9 protein-coding genes are annotated in these 14,646 nt (G+C 63.0%); 5 read left to right on the top strand and 4 right to left on the bottom strand.

What is annotated here, in order from left to right:
• The first annotated feature begins 17 nt into the window (after nucleotides 1-17).
• The 3 genes from BLS41_RS02455 to BLS41_RS02465 all read left to right on the top strand — a co-directional run bounded on the left by BLS41_RS02455 (nucleotide 18) and on the right by BLS41_RS02465 (nucleotide 5,031).
• Complete coding sequence (locus tag BLS41_RS02455) at nucleotides 18-1,571, top strand: sensor domain-containing diguanylate cyclase (RefSeq protein WP_074762785.1); 1,554 nt, start codon at nucleotides 18-20, stop codon at nucleotides 1,569-1,571.
• Between the two features lie 437 nt (nucleotides 1,572-2,008).
• On the top strand, nucleotides 2,009-3,574 hold the full coding sequence (locus BLS41_RS02460) for a methyl-accepting chemotaxis protein (RefSeq protein WP_074762786.1): 1,566 nt from the start codon (nucleotides 2,009-2,011) through the stop codon (nucleotides 3,572-3,574).
• A 149-nt stretch (nucleotides 3,575-3,723) separates the two neighbouring features.
• Nucleotides 3,724-5,031 carry a solute carrier family 23 protein gene (locus tag BLS41_RS02465; RefSeq protein WP_074762787.1) on the top strand — a complete coding sequence of 436 codons (1,308 nt, stop codon included), beginning with the start codon at nucleotides 3,724-3,726 and terminating at the stop codon, nucleotides 5,029-5,031.
• A gap of 105 nt (nucleotides 5,032-5,136) precedes the next feature.
• Here BLS41_RS02465 and BLS41_RS02470 read toward each other — a convergent pair whose 3' ends face one another.
• The gene (locus tag BLS41_RS02470) at nucleotides 5,137-6,792 is read right to left on the bottom strand and encodes a Na+/H+ antiporter (RefSeq protein ID WP_074762788.1); all 1,656 of its coding nucleotides are present in this window, start codon (nucleotides 6,790-6,792) and stop codon (nucleotides 5,137-5,139) included.
• Nucleotides 6,793-7,200: 408 nt separating this feature from the next.
• On the opposite strand from BLS41_RS02470, the gene BLS41_RS02475 reads away from it, so the two are divergent.
• Together BLS41_RS02475 and BLS41_RS02480 are read left to right on the top strand one after the other, a co-directional pair.
• A complete protein-coding gene (locus BLS41_RS02475; RefSeq protein WP_074762789.1) occupies nucleotides 7,201-8,478 on the top strand; it encodes an EAL domain-containing protein in 1,278 nt (425 codons plus the stop codon).
• A 35-nt stretch (nucleotides 8,479-8,513) separates the two neighbouring features.
• Nucleotides 8,514-9,215 (top strand): copper homeostasis protein CutC, encoded by a 702-nt coding sequence (locus tag BLS41_RS02480; protein WP_074762790.1) that lies wholly within the window; start codon nucleotides 8,514-8,516, stop codon nucleotides 9,213-9,215.
• A 103-nt stretch (nucleotides 9,216-9,318) separates the two neighbouring features.
• Here the strand turns inward: BLS41_RS02480 and BLS41_RS02485 are convergent, their stop codons facing one another.
• The 3 genes from BLS41_RS02485 to BLS41_RS02495 form a co-directional block, all read right to left on the bottom strand.
• A complete protein-coding gene (locus BLS41_RS02485; protein WP_074762791.1) occupies nucleotides 9,319-12,906 on the bottom strand; it encodes an indolepyruvate ferredoxin oxidoreductase family protein in 3,588 nt (1,195 codons plus the stop codon).
• A 247-nt stretch (nucleotides 12,907-13,153) separates the two neighbouring features.
• Nucleotides 13,154-14,140, bottom strand: a complete 987-nt coding sequence (locus BLS41_RS02490) for an ion channel (protein WP_074762792.1) — start codon at nucleotides 14,138-14,140, stop codon at nucleotides 13,154-13,156.
• 231 nt (nucleotides 14,141-14,371) lie between these two features.
• Nucleotides 14,372-14,617 (bottom strand): hypothetical protein, encoded by a 246-nt coding sequence (locus BLS41_RS02495; protein ID WP_074762793.1) that lies wholly within the window; start codon nucleotides 14,615-14,617, stop codon nucleotides 14,372-14,374.
• Between the last annotated feature and the right edge of the window lie 29 nt (nucleotides 14,618-14,646).

The following is a 14,646-nucleotide window of genomic DNA, read 5'->3' on the forward strand; positions in this document are numbered from 1 at the left end:
GCCAGATCGAATAGTCCATGGTGACGCGTCGACCGAACATCGTGATTGCGATCAGTATCGTGCTAGCGGGCGCGATCCTCGCCATTGCCGTGTGGGTGCTGGCGCAGATGCGCGACGACGCATTGCGCCGCGCTCAGGACTCCGTCTTCAATGTGTCGCTGCTGATCGAGAAGGACGTCTCGCGCAATCTCGAGATCTTCGATCTGTCGTTGCGTGCGGTCATGGAAGGTCTGAAGCAGCCGGGCCTGATGGAACTGAAGCCGGAAATCCGTCAGATGGTGCTGTTCGACGGCTCGGCCGGCGCGCGGGACTTGGGGTCGCTCTTCGTGTTCGACGAGAACGGTAACGTTGTCTTCGACTCGCAAGCCTCGCCGCCGCGCAAATTCAATGTCGCCGATCGCGATTACTTCAAGGTGCAGCGCGATTCACCGAACGTGGGCCTGTATATCAGCCATCCATTCATGCCGAAGGCGCGCAACAGGGAAATCAGCATCGCGTTGAGCCGGCGCATCTCGCGGCCGGACGGCAGCTTTGGCGGCGTGGTGGTCGGCACGATACGGCTGGCGTATTTTCATCATCTGTTCGACGGCATGAACCTCGGTCCCGGCGGATCGATGGCGTTGATGCTGCGCGACGGCACGATGCTGATGCGGCGTCCTTACGATCCGAAAGTTGTCGGCATCAGTCTGGCCGGCACCGCGAACTATTCGCGCTTCGTCAATCAGCCGAGCGGGGACTTCTTCGGCACGGCGTCGATTGACGGCGTGGAGCGCTGGTACGCATTCCGCCATATCGACATGTATCCACTGATTCTCGATGTCGCGTTATCCACGCACGATATCTACGCCCAGTGGAGGCACCGCGCGTGGATCATCGGCTCGCTGATCGCCGCGCTCGACGCGACGATCATCGCGCTCGCGTTTCTGTTTTCGCAGCAGTTGCACCGCCGCCGCGCAGCCGAAGACGAACTGCGCGAACTGGCGCGCACCGACGGGCTGACCGGCCTGAATAATCGCCGCACGTTCGAAGAGCATCTCGACGCGGAATGGCGGCGCGCGCAGCGCAGCGGGTGGCCGCTGTCGATGCTGCTGATCGACGTCGACAGTTTCAAGGGTTTCAACGATCTGTACGGCCACTCGGCAGGCGACGAAGCGTTGATCACGGTGGCGCGCAGCATTGCGCAGAGCGTGCGGCGTCCGGGCGATACCGCGGCGCGCTACGGTGGCGAAGAGTTCGCCGTGTTGTTGCCGGATACGGACGAAGCCGGGGCGGCGTGCATCGCCGAGCGGATTCGCGCTGTCGTGCAGGCGCGCGAGCTGCGTCATGTGGCGAGTTCGCATCACGTGCTGACGGTGAGCATTGGCGTGGCGACCGCGCAGGGTCAGGTAATCGCGACGAGCCGTGAGCTGGTCAATGCTGCTGACCGCGCTCTGTACGACGCCAAGGATGCGGGCCGTAATCGCGTGGTGCGTTATGGCCAGGCGGAAAATGCGTCGAATGCGGATGCCGGTCATTCGCCGGATACGCAACCTGATTCCGCGCCGGAAACGGCAATGCGAAGCGACACCTGAAGCGACCTGAAGCGATCGATTGACTTCGCCATTCCGTTCGCGGCGCGCGCGAGCGGAGCGTCCAGCGAAAGGGCAAAAAAATGTCCACGTTGGGGAAACTGAGCGAAAGTCGGAGAGGTTCAACAAGATTGCAAACAACGTCGCCTACGCTTTTTATCGCGTGATGCAGCGGCGAGTCTAAGGTGCCTTCCGGCGCCGTAAATATCAGACAGATTCGAGTCGACGCGCACCTCACGCGATCCACGTCGATGCCCGGCATTCGCGCTCGACGCCTTACATCATCCTGTCCTCGTTATTCCCGCCATAGGTCGCTTCAGGTCCGCTGATCGCGGCCGTAAAGGAGTGGGGCGCGTAGCCACGTATCCGATAAATCGCGAAATGTTCGCGGTTGCGTGGCGGCCCGAGCGACCCGCCGTCGCGATTTGAAGGATGCCGAGATGAAGTGGTTCGACCGCATGACTGTATTCAGGAAACTGCTGCTGGCGTTCGCCGTGGTGATCGGCTTTTGCGTGGTGATCGGCGGGATGTCGCTGAGCAAGCTGTCGTCGATGCACGCGATTACCGACGCCATCTGCGACAAGCACATGGACGGTCTCTACTGGATGGAAGAGGCGAACCGCCACAAGATCGATTCGGATCTCGCCGCCGCGAATCTAGGCTATGCCACCGATGACGCCGGTCGTCAGAAGTTGAAGGACGGCATCGTCGGATCGTTGAAGGACATGCACGCCGCTTACGACTCGTATCGCGCGTCAATCGCGACCGCCAAAGGCCGGGCGATGTTCGACGACGTGATGAGCAAATCGGCCGTATGGGAGAGCATCGTGCATCAGCAGATCGGGCTGGAGCCGATTCCCGCCGGTGTCGATAACGCCGAACTGGTGCGCCGCGCGATTGCGTCGAGCGAGGCATTGCGCGACCGCATTACCGCGTTGATCGACTATCGCCGTCAGCAAGCCAACGACGCGCAGCAGGAAGCGACCGCCGATTATCAGCACATGGTGATCGTGATGAGCGTGCTGGTGCTCGCCGCAATTGTCGCGGGCACGTTGCTCGCGGCGGTGATCGCGCGGCGTCTCGCGCGGCAACTCGGCGGCGAGCCGGGTTACGCGATGCACATCGCTAACCGTATCGCGGACGGCGATCTGAGCGTGCGCGTCGACACTCGCGCGGGCGACTCCGACAGCATGCTGTTCGCGCTCTCCAACATGCGCGAGCGGCTGGCCGGGATCGTGTCGGGCATCAGCGAATCGAGCGAATCGATCCTGCTGGCGTCGGGCGAGATCGCGCAGGGCAACACCGATCTGTCGCAACGCACCGAGGAACAGGCCGCCGCGTTGCAGCAGACCGCGTCGAGCATGCAGGAACTGACGTCGACGGTGAAGATGAACGCCGAGAACGCGCAGCAGGCGGGCGGCGTTGCGCACGGCGCGTCGGAAGTGGCGGTGCGCGGCAGCGGCCTGGTCGGCGACGTGGTCGACACCATGCGCGAACTGGCGGCGGGCTCGAAGCGGATGACGGACATCATCGCGGTGATCGAAGGGATCGCGTTTCAGACCAACATTCTCGCGTTGAACGCGGCGGTCGAGGCGGCGCGCGCGGGCGAGCAGGGGCGCGGCTTTGCGGTGGTCGCGGGCGAAGTGCGTTCGCTCGCTCAGCGCAGCGCGGTGTCGGCGAAGGAAATCAAGGAACTGATCGAAAGTTCGACTGCACGCGTGGGCAGCGGCGCCGAACTCGCCGAGCGGGCCGGTCAGACAATGGCCGAAGTCACACATGCAGTGAAGCGCGTGACCGACATCATGGGCGAGATTTCGTCGGCGTCGCACGAACAGAGCACCGGCATCGAGGAGGTGAACCGCGCGGTCGCGCAGATGGACGACGTGACCCAGCAGAACGCGGCGCTGGTCGAGCAGGCGGCGGCTGCGGCGGCGTCGATGGCGGATCAGGCGAGACAGTTGCAGGCGGCGGTGACGGTGTTTTCGCTGGAGCCGAAGCGCGGGTGAAAGTCGTCAGTGCGTGGGGGCGGCGCCCCCTCGTTTTGCCGCGCTTGCCACGTCCCATGGCACTCCGTACACTCGCGCCTAATTCCTGAGCAGCGGTTTTTTCGCCGCCGTTCAGCACAAAACACGCCGAATAGAGGAGAACCCCCGCCATGGCCGATTCGTACTTCCCACGCTGGCGCCGCCAGCCTGCCGCTGCCGAGGGCAGTATCGTCGGCACCGACGAACGCCTTGCCTGGCCGCAAATGTTCGCCATGGGCATCCAGCACGTCGTCGCGATGTTCGGTTCGACCGTGCTCGCGCCGTTGCTGATGGGCTTCGATCCGAACCTGTGTATTTTCATGTCCGGTATCGGCACGCTGCTGTTCTTCGTGCTGGTCGGCGGACGGGTGCCGAGCTATCTCGGTTCGAGCTTCGCGTTCATCGGTCTGGTGATCGCGGTGACGGGCTACGGCGGGCACGGTCCGAATCTGAACATTCCGGTGGCGCTGGGCGGGATCATCGCGTGCGGCGTCGTGTACGCGATCATCGGGCTGATCGTGTCGGCGGTCGGTACGCGCTGGATCGAAACGCTGATGCCGCCGGTCGTCACCGGCGCGATCGTCTGCGTGATCGGCCTGAATCTCGCGCCGATCGCGGTGCATGGCGTGAGCGGCAGCAACTTCGATTCGTGGATGGCGCTGGTCACCGTGCTGTGCGTGAGCGCGGTCGCGGTGTTCGCGCGCGGCATGATGCAGCGTCTGCTCATCCTGATCGGCCTGCTGATGGCGTATGTGATTTACGCGATCGTCACGAACGGACTTGGCATGGGCAAACCGATCGATTTCGCGATCGTCGCCAACGCTGCGTGGTTCGGCTTGCCGCACTTTACGTCACCGGTGTTCGACCCGAAGGCGATGGCGTTGCTCGCGCCGATCGCGGTCATCCTCGTCGCGGAAAATCTCGGCCACATCAAGGCGGTCAGCGCGATGACCGGCCAGAACCTGGACCGCTACGTCGGCCGCGCGTTTCTCGGCGACGGCCTCGCGACCATCGTTTCCGGCTTTGCGGGCGGCACGGGCGTGACGACGTACGCGGAAAATATCGGCGTGATGGCCGTGACCAAGATCTACTCGACGCTGGTGTTCGTGATTGCCGCCGTGATCGCACTGGTGCTCGGCTTCTCGCCGAAATTCGGCGCGGTGATCCAGACGATTCCGGGTCCGGTGCTGGGCGGTGTGTCGATTGTGGTGTTCGGCCTGATCGCGGTGACGGGCGCGCGTATCTGGGTCGTCAACAAAGTCGACTTCTCGGACAACCGCAATCTGATCGTCGCCGCCGTGACGCTGGTGCTGGGCGCAGGGGACTTTTCGCTGAAGCTCGGCGGCTTTGGTCTGGGCGGGATCGGCACCGCGACGTTTGGCGCGATCATCCTCTACGCGCTGTTGAGAAAACGCTCGGCGCAAGGGCCGGTGGCCTGATTTTTTGCCCTCGCAATAAGCGGGGGCAGTGGGTGGCGGCTAGTGGTTCCTTTCCCGTTGCCGGGGCCAGGGAAACGGAAGCCGCCACCCGTACCGCAAAAAGCGTTACTTCCTCCGCGCCGTCAGCGCCGTCTCCGACAAATCCACTTCGCGCATCAGCTTGTTCAACGTCTCATCGTTGATGTCCTGGCTATTGCGCAGCGCCAGCAACGCCTTGCGCTCGGCACGCATCGCCGCCAGCTTCATCCTGAACTCGAGCGCGTCGGCGCGGCGTGCCATTTCCCTCGGCTCTTTTTCTTCGTCGAGCGTGGCGAGGCGCCGCCGGTAGAGGTCCATCACGCGCGCGGTGACATCCGCCGCATACGCCGACTCCGATTCATCCAGATTCGCGCATTCGGTATCGTGCACTTCGTCGACTGCGCGAATCGCGGCTTGCGCGGCGGCCGTGCGCGCGAGCGCTTCCTCGGCGGCGTGCGGATCCTTGCCCCGCCGCCAGCCGTTCAACAACACCGGCAACGCGCCGACCGCCACCAGCAGCGACAGCAGAATCACGCCCGATGCGATGAAAATCGCCAGATCGCGACCAGGTAGCGGCGTGCCGTTCGGCAGCAGCTCCGGCAGCGACAGCACGCCCGCAAGCGTCACCGCGCCGCGCACCCCGGCTACCGTCGTGACCGACACCATCCTCAAGCCGGGGACCGCGTTCGACACCCCTTGTTTCGCCGCGCCACGGCTCGCGAAATAGCGCAGCAGCCAGACCCACACGAAGCGCATCGCGTAGAGCGCGAGCGCCACCGCCGCGATGTAGCCGATCAGCAGACCGACTTGCGCGTTACTGGTTTCGTGCGCGTCGAGCAGCGCGCGGCCCAGAATGTGCGGAAACTGCAGCCCCAGCAGAATGAACACCATCCCGTTGAAGACGAACTCGATCATCGTCCACGTGCTGCTTGCACGAACTCGCGACGACACCGGGCCTTCGGTCACGACGCTCGTGTAGTTCATCGTCATGCCCGCAGCCACGGCGGACAGAATGCCCGACAGCCCGAGGCGTTCCGCGATCAGATACGCGGCGAACGGAATCAGCAGCGTCATTACGACGCCGGGTGCGGGATCGCCCTCTTCGGTGAGACTGAAAAAATGCGCCGACACGAAGCTGAACAGCCAGCTCACCGCCGCGCCCACGGCCAGCCCGCCCACCGCGATGACCACGAAACTGATCGACGCGTCGCGCAGCGAAAACACGCCGGTCATCGCAGCGGCGATGGCGAACTTCAGCGCGACGAGACCCGACGCGTCGTTCATCAACGCTTCGCCTTCGAGGATGTGCATCAGCCGCCCAGGAATGCGGTCCTTGCCGACGATGCCCGACAGCGCCACGGCATCGGTCGGCGACAACACCGCCGCGAGCGCGAATGCGACCGGCAGCGAAATGGCCGGCACCAGTGCATGCACGAAGTAGCCGACCACCAGCACCGTCATGAACACCAAGCCGAGCGCGAGCATCAGGATCGCGCGGCGGGCCATGAAGAATTCGCGCTTGGGAATGCGCCAGCCATCCGCGAACAGCAATGGCGGAATGAACAGCAACATGAAGATTTCAGGATTGAAGCTGACGTGCAGGTCGAGCCTCGGCCACGCGAGCAATGCGCCGATGGCGATTTGCACGAGAGGCAGCGGCAGCTTGAACGGCAACGAGCGCGTCAGGACGCCGGAGCCCGCGACGGCGAGCAGAAGAATCAATACGGTGAAGACTATTTCCATCGGTCTATTTCTACGGATATAACGAATGTTTCCTCGGAGATTTTCGACGATGCCGCCGCGTAGCGTTCACGAGGGGCAAGGCCGCAGTTTAGCCCGAGCACGAGAAAGGCTATTGTCAGCCGCGCATTGCGCGCTCGAGGTTGGCGGCGAAGGCCGGCAGCAAAGCGCTTCAGAACGCGTCAAATCGGGCAACTGAAAGCCCGCGCACCGCAACGGTGCGCGCTACGCCCACGCTCGGCGCACGAACCTTTCCGCCGGTGCAATCTTCGGTCGAAACTGATTTGGAATGTGCGTCAGCGTGCGCATGGAGCTTGCTTAAGCAGTAACGATGACGCACATTTGAGAAACGGTGCCGAGGTTGTTCGCCTCCGCGTTCGGACCGGGCCGGCTCTTGCGTGAGAGGACTGCATGACGATTGCGCAACAGGATAGAACGGCCAGCGTGCCGCATGGTTTCGATGTCGAAGTGACGTCGGGGCTTCAACGTTTTTCAGCGCAGCATGGCGAGCTGACGCTATCGAGCGTGTTTCAGCCGATTTTCAGCCTGTCGCATATGCGGGCGGTCGGCTACGAAGGTTTGCTGCGCGCGCACGACTCGCTCGACCGCCCCGTGTCTCCGCTCGACGTGTTCGGCGAGGCCGCGCGTGTCGGCGACGTGCTGCAGGTGGACCGGCTTGCGCAGACACTGCATCTGGAAAACTTCAAGGTGCTCGGTGCCGAGCGTGAGTGGCTGTTTCTGAACGTGCATCCGGGCGCGCTCACCGATCCGTATCTGTCCGCCGCGTTGCTGGCGACGCTGCGGCGGCTCGATTTGCCGCCGCGCCGGATCGTGCTCGAAGTGCTGGAACAACGTGCCGAAGACCTGGAGCGTCTCGCCGATGCGGTGCGTCAGTTCCGCGAGCGCGGCTTCCTGATCGCGCTCGACGATTTCGGCGCGGGGCATTCGAACGTCGAGCGGATCTGGCAACTGAATCCCGACATCGTCAAACTCGACCGGGTGATGCTGTCGCACGCCGCGCATCGTGCGGATATGGCGACGATCCTGCCGGGCCTCGTTGCGTTGCTGCACGAGGCGGGCAAGCTGGTGTTGATCGAAGGCGTGGAAACGGAGCACGAAGCGCAGATGGCGCTCGCCTGCAACGCCGACTTCGTGCAGGGCTTTTTCTTCGGCAGACCGAACCCCGGTGCCGCCGATGCCGTGCACGCGACTGCCTGCATCAGCGAACTCACCGAGCGTTATCGCGATCTGGCCGAAGCGCGCGAGCGCCGCAGCGCGAGTCGTCTGGCGCCGTATTTGCGGGCCTTCGAGCGCGCGGCCGAGCGGCTTGCCGCAGGTGAGCCGCTCGAAGAGGTGTGCTGGAATTTTCTCGCGCTCGATCACGCGGCGCGCTGTTTTCTGCTCGATGCGAAGGGCAAGCAGGCGGGCCGCAACGTCGTGTTGCGAGCCGACCGGGCCGCGCACGAAACGCGCTTTTTGCCGCTCGCCGATGCACAAGGCGCGAACTGGCTGCGTCGGCCGTATTTCCGCGATGCGATCAATGCGCCGGAACGTGTGCATGTGACGCGGCCTTATCTGTCGATCAACGAGGCGTTGCCGTGTGTGACGTTGTCGGTGGCGACGCGGGTCGGCGATCAGACTTGCGTGCTGTGCGGCGACATCGACTGGATGGATGAAGAGCGGTTCTGAGATGATGTCGTTTTTAACGACCGTCTGCCGCGCTCATGTCCATCCTGCTCGAAGTCATTGCCACGACCGTTGCCGATGCGCGTCTCGCCGCGCAAGCCGGCGCTGACCGGATCGAACTTGTCACCGCGATGGGCGAGGGCGGTCTGACGCCGAGCGTCGGCCTGATCGAAGCGGTGGTCGCGGCCGTCGAGATACCGGTGAATGTGATCGTGCGGCCGCATAGCCGCTCGTTCACTTACGACTCCGACGACTACGCCGTCATGCTGCGCGACGTTCGGGCCGTGAGAGCGGCGGGTGCGAACGGTATCGTGATCGGCATGTTGAATGGCGATGGCGAGATTGACCGGGATGGACTCGAACGTGCGATCGATGCCGCCGACGGACTCGCCATCACCTTCCATCGTGCATTCGATGAAACGCGTGATCTTCAAAAAGCGCTGGACGTGTTGCTTGGTTTCGATGCGGTGACGAATGTGCTGACGTCGGGCGGGCAAGCTTCGGTGCTGAACGCCGAGGACACGATTCGCGAATTGGTGCAGCAGGCTCGCGGGTCGCATTGCACGGTGCTCGCGGGTGCGGGTTTGACGGTCGATGCAATCGAGGGCTTCGTGACGCGAACGAAAGTCGACGCGGTGCATTTCGGTTCGGGTGTTCGCGTGGGAGGGAGCGGGCTTGCGGCGGTGGATATTGCGAAAGTCGCACAGGTGCGGACGTTTTTGAATAACGCAATCGAATAGCTAACTTGCCGTGCAACGTGCAACGCGTAACTAAAAAGCCGCTTCGAATAAATTCGAAGCGGCTTTTTTTCACAGCTGGCAATGCACGTCACCCGCAAGTCACTTACTTCGCTACAACCACCGGAATCCCCCGCAACTGCCCAGCGCCCTTCATCTCCTCCAGCGACTTCCTGACGGACTCGCCCGTCGCTGCGTCGATCAGCAAGCGTGCCGCCAGTTCACGCTCGCCGCGCTTCACACCCGCCAGATTCGCCAGCTTCACATGACCGTAACCGCGTACACGCGCATGCAGATCGGCAAGCTTCGCCACGTCTTCCAGGTTATTCGCGTCGAGCTTCGCGAGCGCACGCTGCAGCGTGGTTTCGTAATCGCCGGCGAGTTCGCGCTCCATCTTGCGCTCCAGTGTGCGGCCAAACGGATCGAGCACCGTGCCGCGCAGACCGCGCCATTTCGCCAGCATGCCGAGCACCGGCCACATCCATTTACCGAAGGTTTTCTTGACCGGATTGACGCCGGGTTGCGCGCGGCTCAGCGTAGGCGGCGCGAGGTTGAACTTGATGCCGAAGTCCTTGCCCGCGACGCCTTCGAATTGCGCTTCGAGTGCTTCACGGAAGGCCGCATCCGTATGCAGACGCGCGACTTCGTATTCGTCCTTCACCGCAAGCAGCCGATAAAACGTCGTAGCCACCGCGCGCGCCACGCGTTCGCTTTGAGCATCGACTGAATGTTCAGCGCGGCGCGCCGCATCGACCAGCGCGCGATAACGCTTCACATACGCAGCGCCGCCGTAAATTTGCAGACGCCCTTCGCGATGCGCGATCAGTTCATCGAGCGTATCGACGCGAATGCCGGGCTTGGCAAGATGCCGCGCCTGCCACAGCGATTCGAGCGCAGCCGGATCGTGCGCCGCCATCCGGCCGATCGAAAACGCCAGTTGGTTCATCGTCACCGCGACGTTGTTCAATTCGATCGCGCGCATCATCGCCGCGAACGAAACCGGGACGAGGCCGAGTTGCCACGCGTAGCCGAGCATCAGAATATTCGCGCCGATCGTATCGCCGAGAAAACGGGTGGCGAGTGCCTGAGCGTCGCAAGTGGACATGCGCTCCGGTCCCGCCGCGTGGCGCATCTTGTCGATTAGCGCGCCGGCGTGCAGCGTCGCGTCCGGGTTCGTCACGAAGGTCGCGTTCGGAATCGCGTGCGTGTTGACGACGATTCGGGTGCGGCCGTGACGCACCGTTTGCAACGCATCGGCGCTGGCGCCGACCACCATGTCACAGGCGAGCAGCACGTCGGCCTGTTGCGTGTCGATACGCACCTGGTTCAGCCATTCGTCGCGCGCGGCGAAGCGCACGAACGACAACACCGAGCCGCCTTTTTGAGCAAAGCCCATGAAGTCGAGCACCGACGCGCTCTTGCCTTCCAGATGCGCAGCCATGCTGATCAACGCGCCGACTGTCACCACGCCCGTGCCGCCGACGCCCGTCACCAGGATGTCGTACGGTGCGGCGTCCAGATGCGTCGCGGGAATCGGCAATGCTTCGACGTGGGCGGCGAGCGCTTGCGGATCGAATGCGACGCCTGCGGCTTTTTTCAGCTTGCCGCCTTCGACGGTGACGAAGCTCGGGCAGAAGCCGTTCACGCACGAGTAGTCTTTGTTGCACGACGACTGATCGATCCTGCGCTTGCGACCCAATGCCGTTTCAACCGGTTCCACCGACAGACAATTCGACTGCACGCCGCAATCGCCGCATCCTTCGCATACCTCTTCATTGATAAAGAGACGTTTGTCGGGATCGGGAAACTCGCCTTTTTTCCGGCGACGACGTTTTTCCGCCGCGCACGTCTGGTCGTAAATCAGCACGGTGACGCCGTCGGTGTCGCGCAATTCGCGCTGCACGGCATCCATTTCGCTGCGGTGATGGAACGTGGTGCCCTTCGGAAACTGATCGTGATGGCCGTCGTATTTTTCCGGTTCATCGCTGACCACGACGAAGCGCGATACGCCTTCCGCTTCCACCTGACGCGCGATCTGCGGCACCGAGATGCTGCCGTCCACCGGCTGGCCGCCGGTCATCGCGACTGCATCGTTATAGAGAATCTTGTAGGTGATGGTCGCTTTCGCGGCGACCGCCTGGCGGATCGCGAGAATGCCCGAGTGAAAGTAGGTGCCGTCGCCGAGATTCTGGAATACGTGACGCGTTTTCGTGAACATCGAATGCGATGCCCAGTCCACGCCTTCGCCGCCCATCTGAATCAGGCCGGTGGTGTCGCGCTCCATCCACGAGGCCATGAAGTGGCAGCCGATGCCTGCCTGCGCGATCGAACCGTCGGGTACTTTCGTCGACGTATTGTGCGGACACCCCGAGCAGAAATACGGCGTACGTTTCACGCTATCCGCTTCGTTCGACAGAATTTGCGGTGCGACCAGATCGACCACGCGCTCGCGCCGGTCGAGTGCGGGTTTGTGCCTGGCGAGCCACGTCGCGAACACCGGCAGAATGCGCGACGGCCGCAATTCGCCGAGCGACGACAGCAGCATCGTGCCGTCCTCTGCATTCTTGCCGACGATAACCGGACGCGTGCCTTGCGTGCGGTTGTACAGATAGTCCTTGATCTGCTGCTCGATGACCGGACCTTTTTCCTCGATCACCAGCACTTCGGACAAGCCGGAAACGAACGCATCGATCCGAGTCATTTCGAGCGGAAACGACAGGCCGACTTTATAGATGCGCACACCGGCGGCATCCAGATCGGCGACGGTCAGATCGAGCCGGCGCAGCGTCTCCATCAGATCCAGATGCGCCTTGCCGCACGTGACGATCCCCACGTTCGCATGCGGACTCGGCGCGATCCATTTGTCGATGCTGTTCACGCGCGCAAAGTGCCGTACGGCGTCGAGCTTCGCGTGCATCCGCGATTCGATGGTGAGACTCGGCAGATCGGGCCAGCGGTTGTGCAAGCCACCGGCTGGCGCGGCGAAATCGTGCGGCGCGGCCCATTCGGTTTGCAGCGCGTCGAGATCGACGGTCGAGCCTGATTCGACCGTTTCGGAAATTGCCTTGTAGCCGACCCACGCGCCCGAGAAACGCGACAACTCCCAGCCATACAGGCCGAATTCGAGCATGTCCGCGATATTCGACGGATTCACCACCGGCATGTGCCACGCCATCATCGCGAAGTCGCTTTGATGCGGCATCGACGACGACACACAGCCATGGTCGTCGCCCGCCACGACCAGCACGCCCCCATGCGGCGACGAGCCGTACGCGTTGCCGTGCTTCAGCGCATCGCCCGCGCGATCCACGCCCGGGCCTTTGCCGTACCACATCGCGAACACGCCTTCGACGGTGCGCTCCGGGTCCGATTCCACCCGCTGCGTACCGAGTACGGCGGTGCCGCCGAGTTCTTCGTTGATCGCGGGCAGGAAGCGGATTTCACTCGCGGTGAGCAGTTTCTTCGCTTTCCACAACTGCTGATCGACCATGCCGAGCGGCGAGCCCCGATAGCCGCTGATAAACCCGGCGGTGTTCATCCCACGCGCCTTGTCGAGCGCGCGCTGCATCAACGCGAGACGTACCAGTGCCTGCGTGCCGGTCAGGAAGATGCGGCCGCGCGCGGCGGTGAGGTTGTCGGACAGCTTGTAATCGGCCAGTGCGGGCGTGCCGTCGATGGGCAGGCGAGCGGTCATGGGTGAGTCTCCGTTGTTATGGCATCCGCAGCGCTGGTTGGGGACCACGAGGTGACGCTGCGGAAGAGACTCTATTTTTTAGCGCCGATTAGAGTGATTTATTCCTACTTTGATGGACGGCAAGCGAATACGCGCGAAGAGCCGCGCGTTTTAATGAAGTTTTGAGGTGGATTTGCCATGCGGAGGCGGCCTTCGGGTATGCCCTGGGACCCTGCATACCGTTGCGCGCGGCTTCGGAAAACGCGATCTATCGCGCTGCCGCTTGCGTCTCGACGTCCGCTGCAAGAGGTGCTGCATCGAGCGGCAGGATCTCGTCGAAATGTGCGTAATCGATATGGCTCACGCCGTCGCGCTCGCTCATGATGTCAGCGAAACGGTGATGCCAGTAAATCTGCTCGCACGCCCACAAGTGGCGAGCCTGCATGGTTTGCGACGTCGATTCGTCGACCCCTTCGAGCGTGAGCAGCAGCGTCGTATCGCGCGCTTTCAGCGTCTCGGCGTTTTCGCCGAACAGCGGACTGTTTTCGTCGATCACATGCATCACCAGCCAGCCGAGTTTGAACACTGGATGCTGATCGCGCACGAGCGTCAGGTCGTAGAGCTTGCGCATCGGGAAGCCTTCAATGGAGGTTTCCTGACGCATGATCCGCAGCCTCGCGCGCGCTTCGGCGATCACGTTCTGACGCGCGTTGGCGGCGCGCACCATCAGCGTCATGCGGCCGTCGAGCGGCCGCACGACCGCATAGCGGGCAAACACGATCTTCGCGTGCGGCCGCGAAAAGCGCGCGAAAATCAGCCCGGTCGCCAACGCAATGCCCGACATGCCGACGAAGATTTCCAGCGTGGCGATCCAGTGCGCGTAGATGGTCGCCGGATGCATGTCGCCATAACCGACGGTCGCCAGCGTCTCGACGCTGAAGAAGAAGGCGCCGCCGAAGCCCTTCGGAAACTGATTCGCAATCGATCCGTCGCCGAGCATGTAAAGCGTGGCGAAGGCGGTGTTGAGCAGCAGGAACAGCACCGCGAGCGACACGAAAAATATCGGCCAGCGAACCACCAGCGCGCGGTGATAAAGGTCCTGCCACAGTGGCGTCGGCATGCCGTGTTCGATGACCGTGCGATCGTCCAGACGCAATTCGCGGCTGCCGCGTGCGCGACGCTTTTGCGCGTCGGTGCTCGCTTCGGCGTCGCCGGTTGCGAATCCGGAAGGACGGTCTTGTGGTTCAGTGGCCATCGCGTGCTCGTGGAAAAGAAAACGCGCAAAGCGTAGCACGCCGGTTTGCGCGTGGAAGCGGATTTTCGGCGGGCTCAGGCGTGAAAAATGAGCGGTGAAAACGGCATCTGTGCAGCCGTGGTTGCAGCCTGATTCGAGCCTGTACTTTGAGTCGAAAACACTGCGCGTAAAGCAGGCGGCGGGTCAGCGTCCGCGTAGCGAGGCAAACCGGATCAGACCGAAGCGCAGTCGTTACGGAAACGCTCGCGGCTTCGGAATGCCCGCGCCATGTTCGATATCGACGACCGCCTGCTGGTGCGCCGCCGCTACAGCTTCGGCTTCGTCGCCATAGCCGCCGTCGCCGCCGATCGTCGTCCACGATTTGACGGCTTTCTCGCGATGACGGATTTCGTACTCCGCGTCCCAGCGCGCGCCGTTCAGTTCGATGGGGCGGACGTGTATCGAGTACACGCCGTAGAGGAAGAGTTGTTCAGCCATGGTTGCCTCCGGCCGATGTGTGCAAGGCG

Origin of the sequence: Paraburkholderia fungorum, assembly GCF_900099835.1 — a bacterium.
GTDB lineage: Bacteria > Pseudomonadota > Gammaproteobacteria > Burkholderiales > Burkholderiaceae > Paraburkholderia > Paraburkholderia fungorum_A.

What these genes read in the sequence shown, in the direction of transcription:
- BLS41_RS02470 (WP_074762788.1), bottom strand. Translation starts at nt 6,792, where the DNA reads ATGGAAATAGTCTTCACCGTATTGATTCTTCTGCTCGCCGTCGCGGGC.
- BLS41_RS02485 (WP_074762791.1), bottom strand. Translation starts at nt 12,906, where the DNA reads ATGACCGCTCGCCTGCCCATCGACGGCACGCCCGCACTGGCCGATTAC.
- BLS41_RS02475 (WP_074762789.1), top strand. Translation starts at nt 7,201, where the DNA reads ATGACGATTGCGCAACAGGATAGAACGGCCAGCGTGCCGCATGGTTTC.
- BLS41_RS02460 (WP_074762786.1), top strand. Translation starts at nt 2,009, where the DNA reads ATGAAGTGGTTCGACCGCATGACTGTATTCAGGAAACTGCTGCTGGCG.
- BLS41_RS02465 (WP_074762787.1), top strand. Translation starts at nt 3,724, where the DNA reads ATGGCCGATTCGTACTTCCCACGCTGGCGCCGCCAGCCTGCCGCTGCC.
- BLS41_RS02495 (WP_074762793.1), bottom strand. Translation starts at nt 14,617, where the DNA reads ATGGCTGAACAACTCTTCCTCTACGGCGTGTACTCGATACACGTCCGC.
- BLS41_RS02490 (WP_074762792.1), bottom strand. Translation starts at nt 14,140, where the DNA reads ATGGCCACTGAACCACAAGACCGTCCTTCCGGATTCGCAACCGGCGAC.
- BLS41_RS02455 (WP_074762785.1), top strand. Translation starts at nt 18, where the DNA reads ATGGTGACGCGTCGACCGAACATCGTGATTGCGATCAGTATCGTGCTA.
- BLS41_RS02480 (WP_074762790.1), top strand. Translation starts at nt 8,514, where the DNA reads ATGTCCATCCTGCTCGAAGTCATTGCCACGACCGTTGCCGATGCGCGT.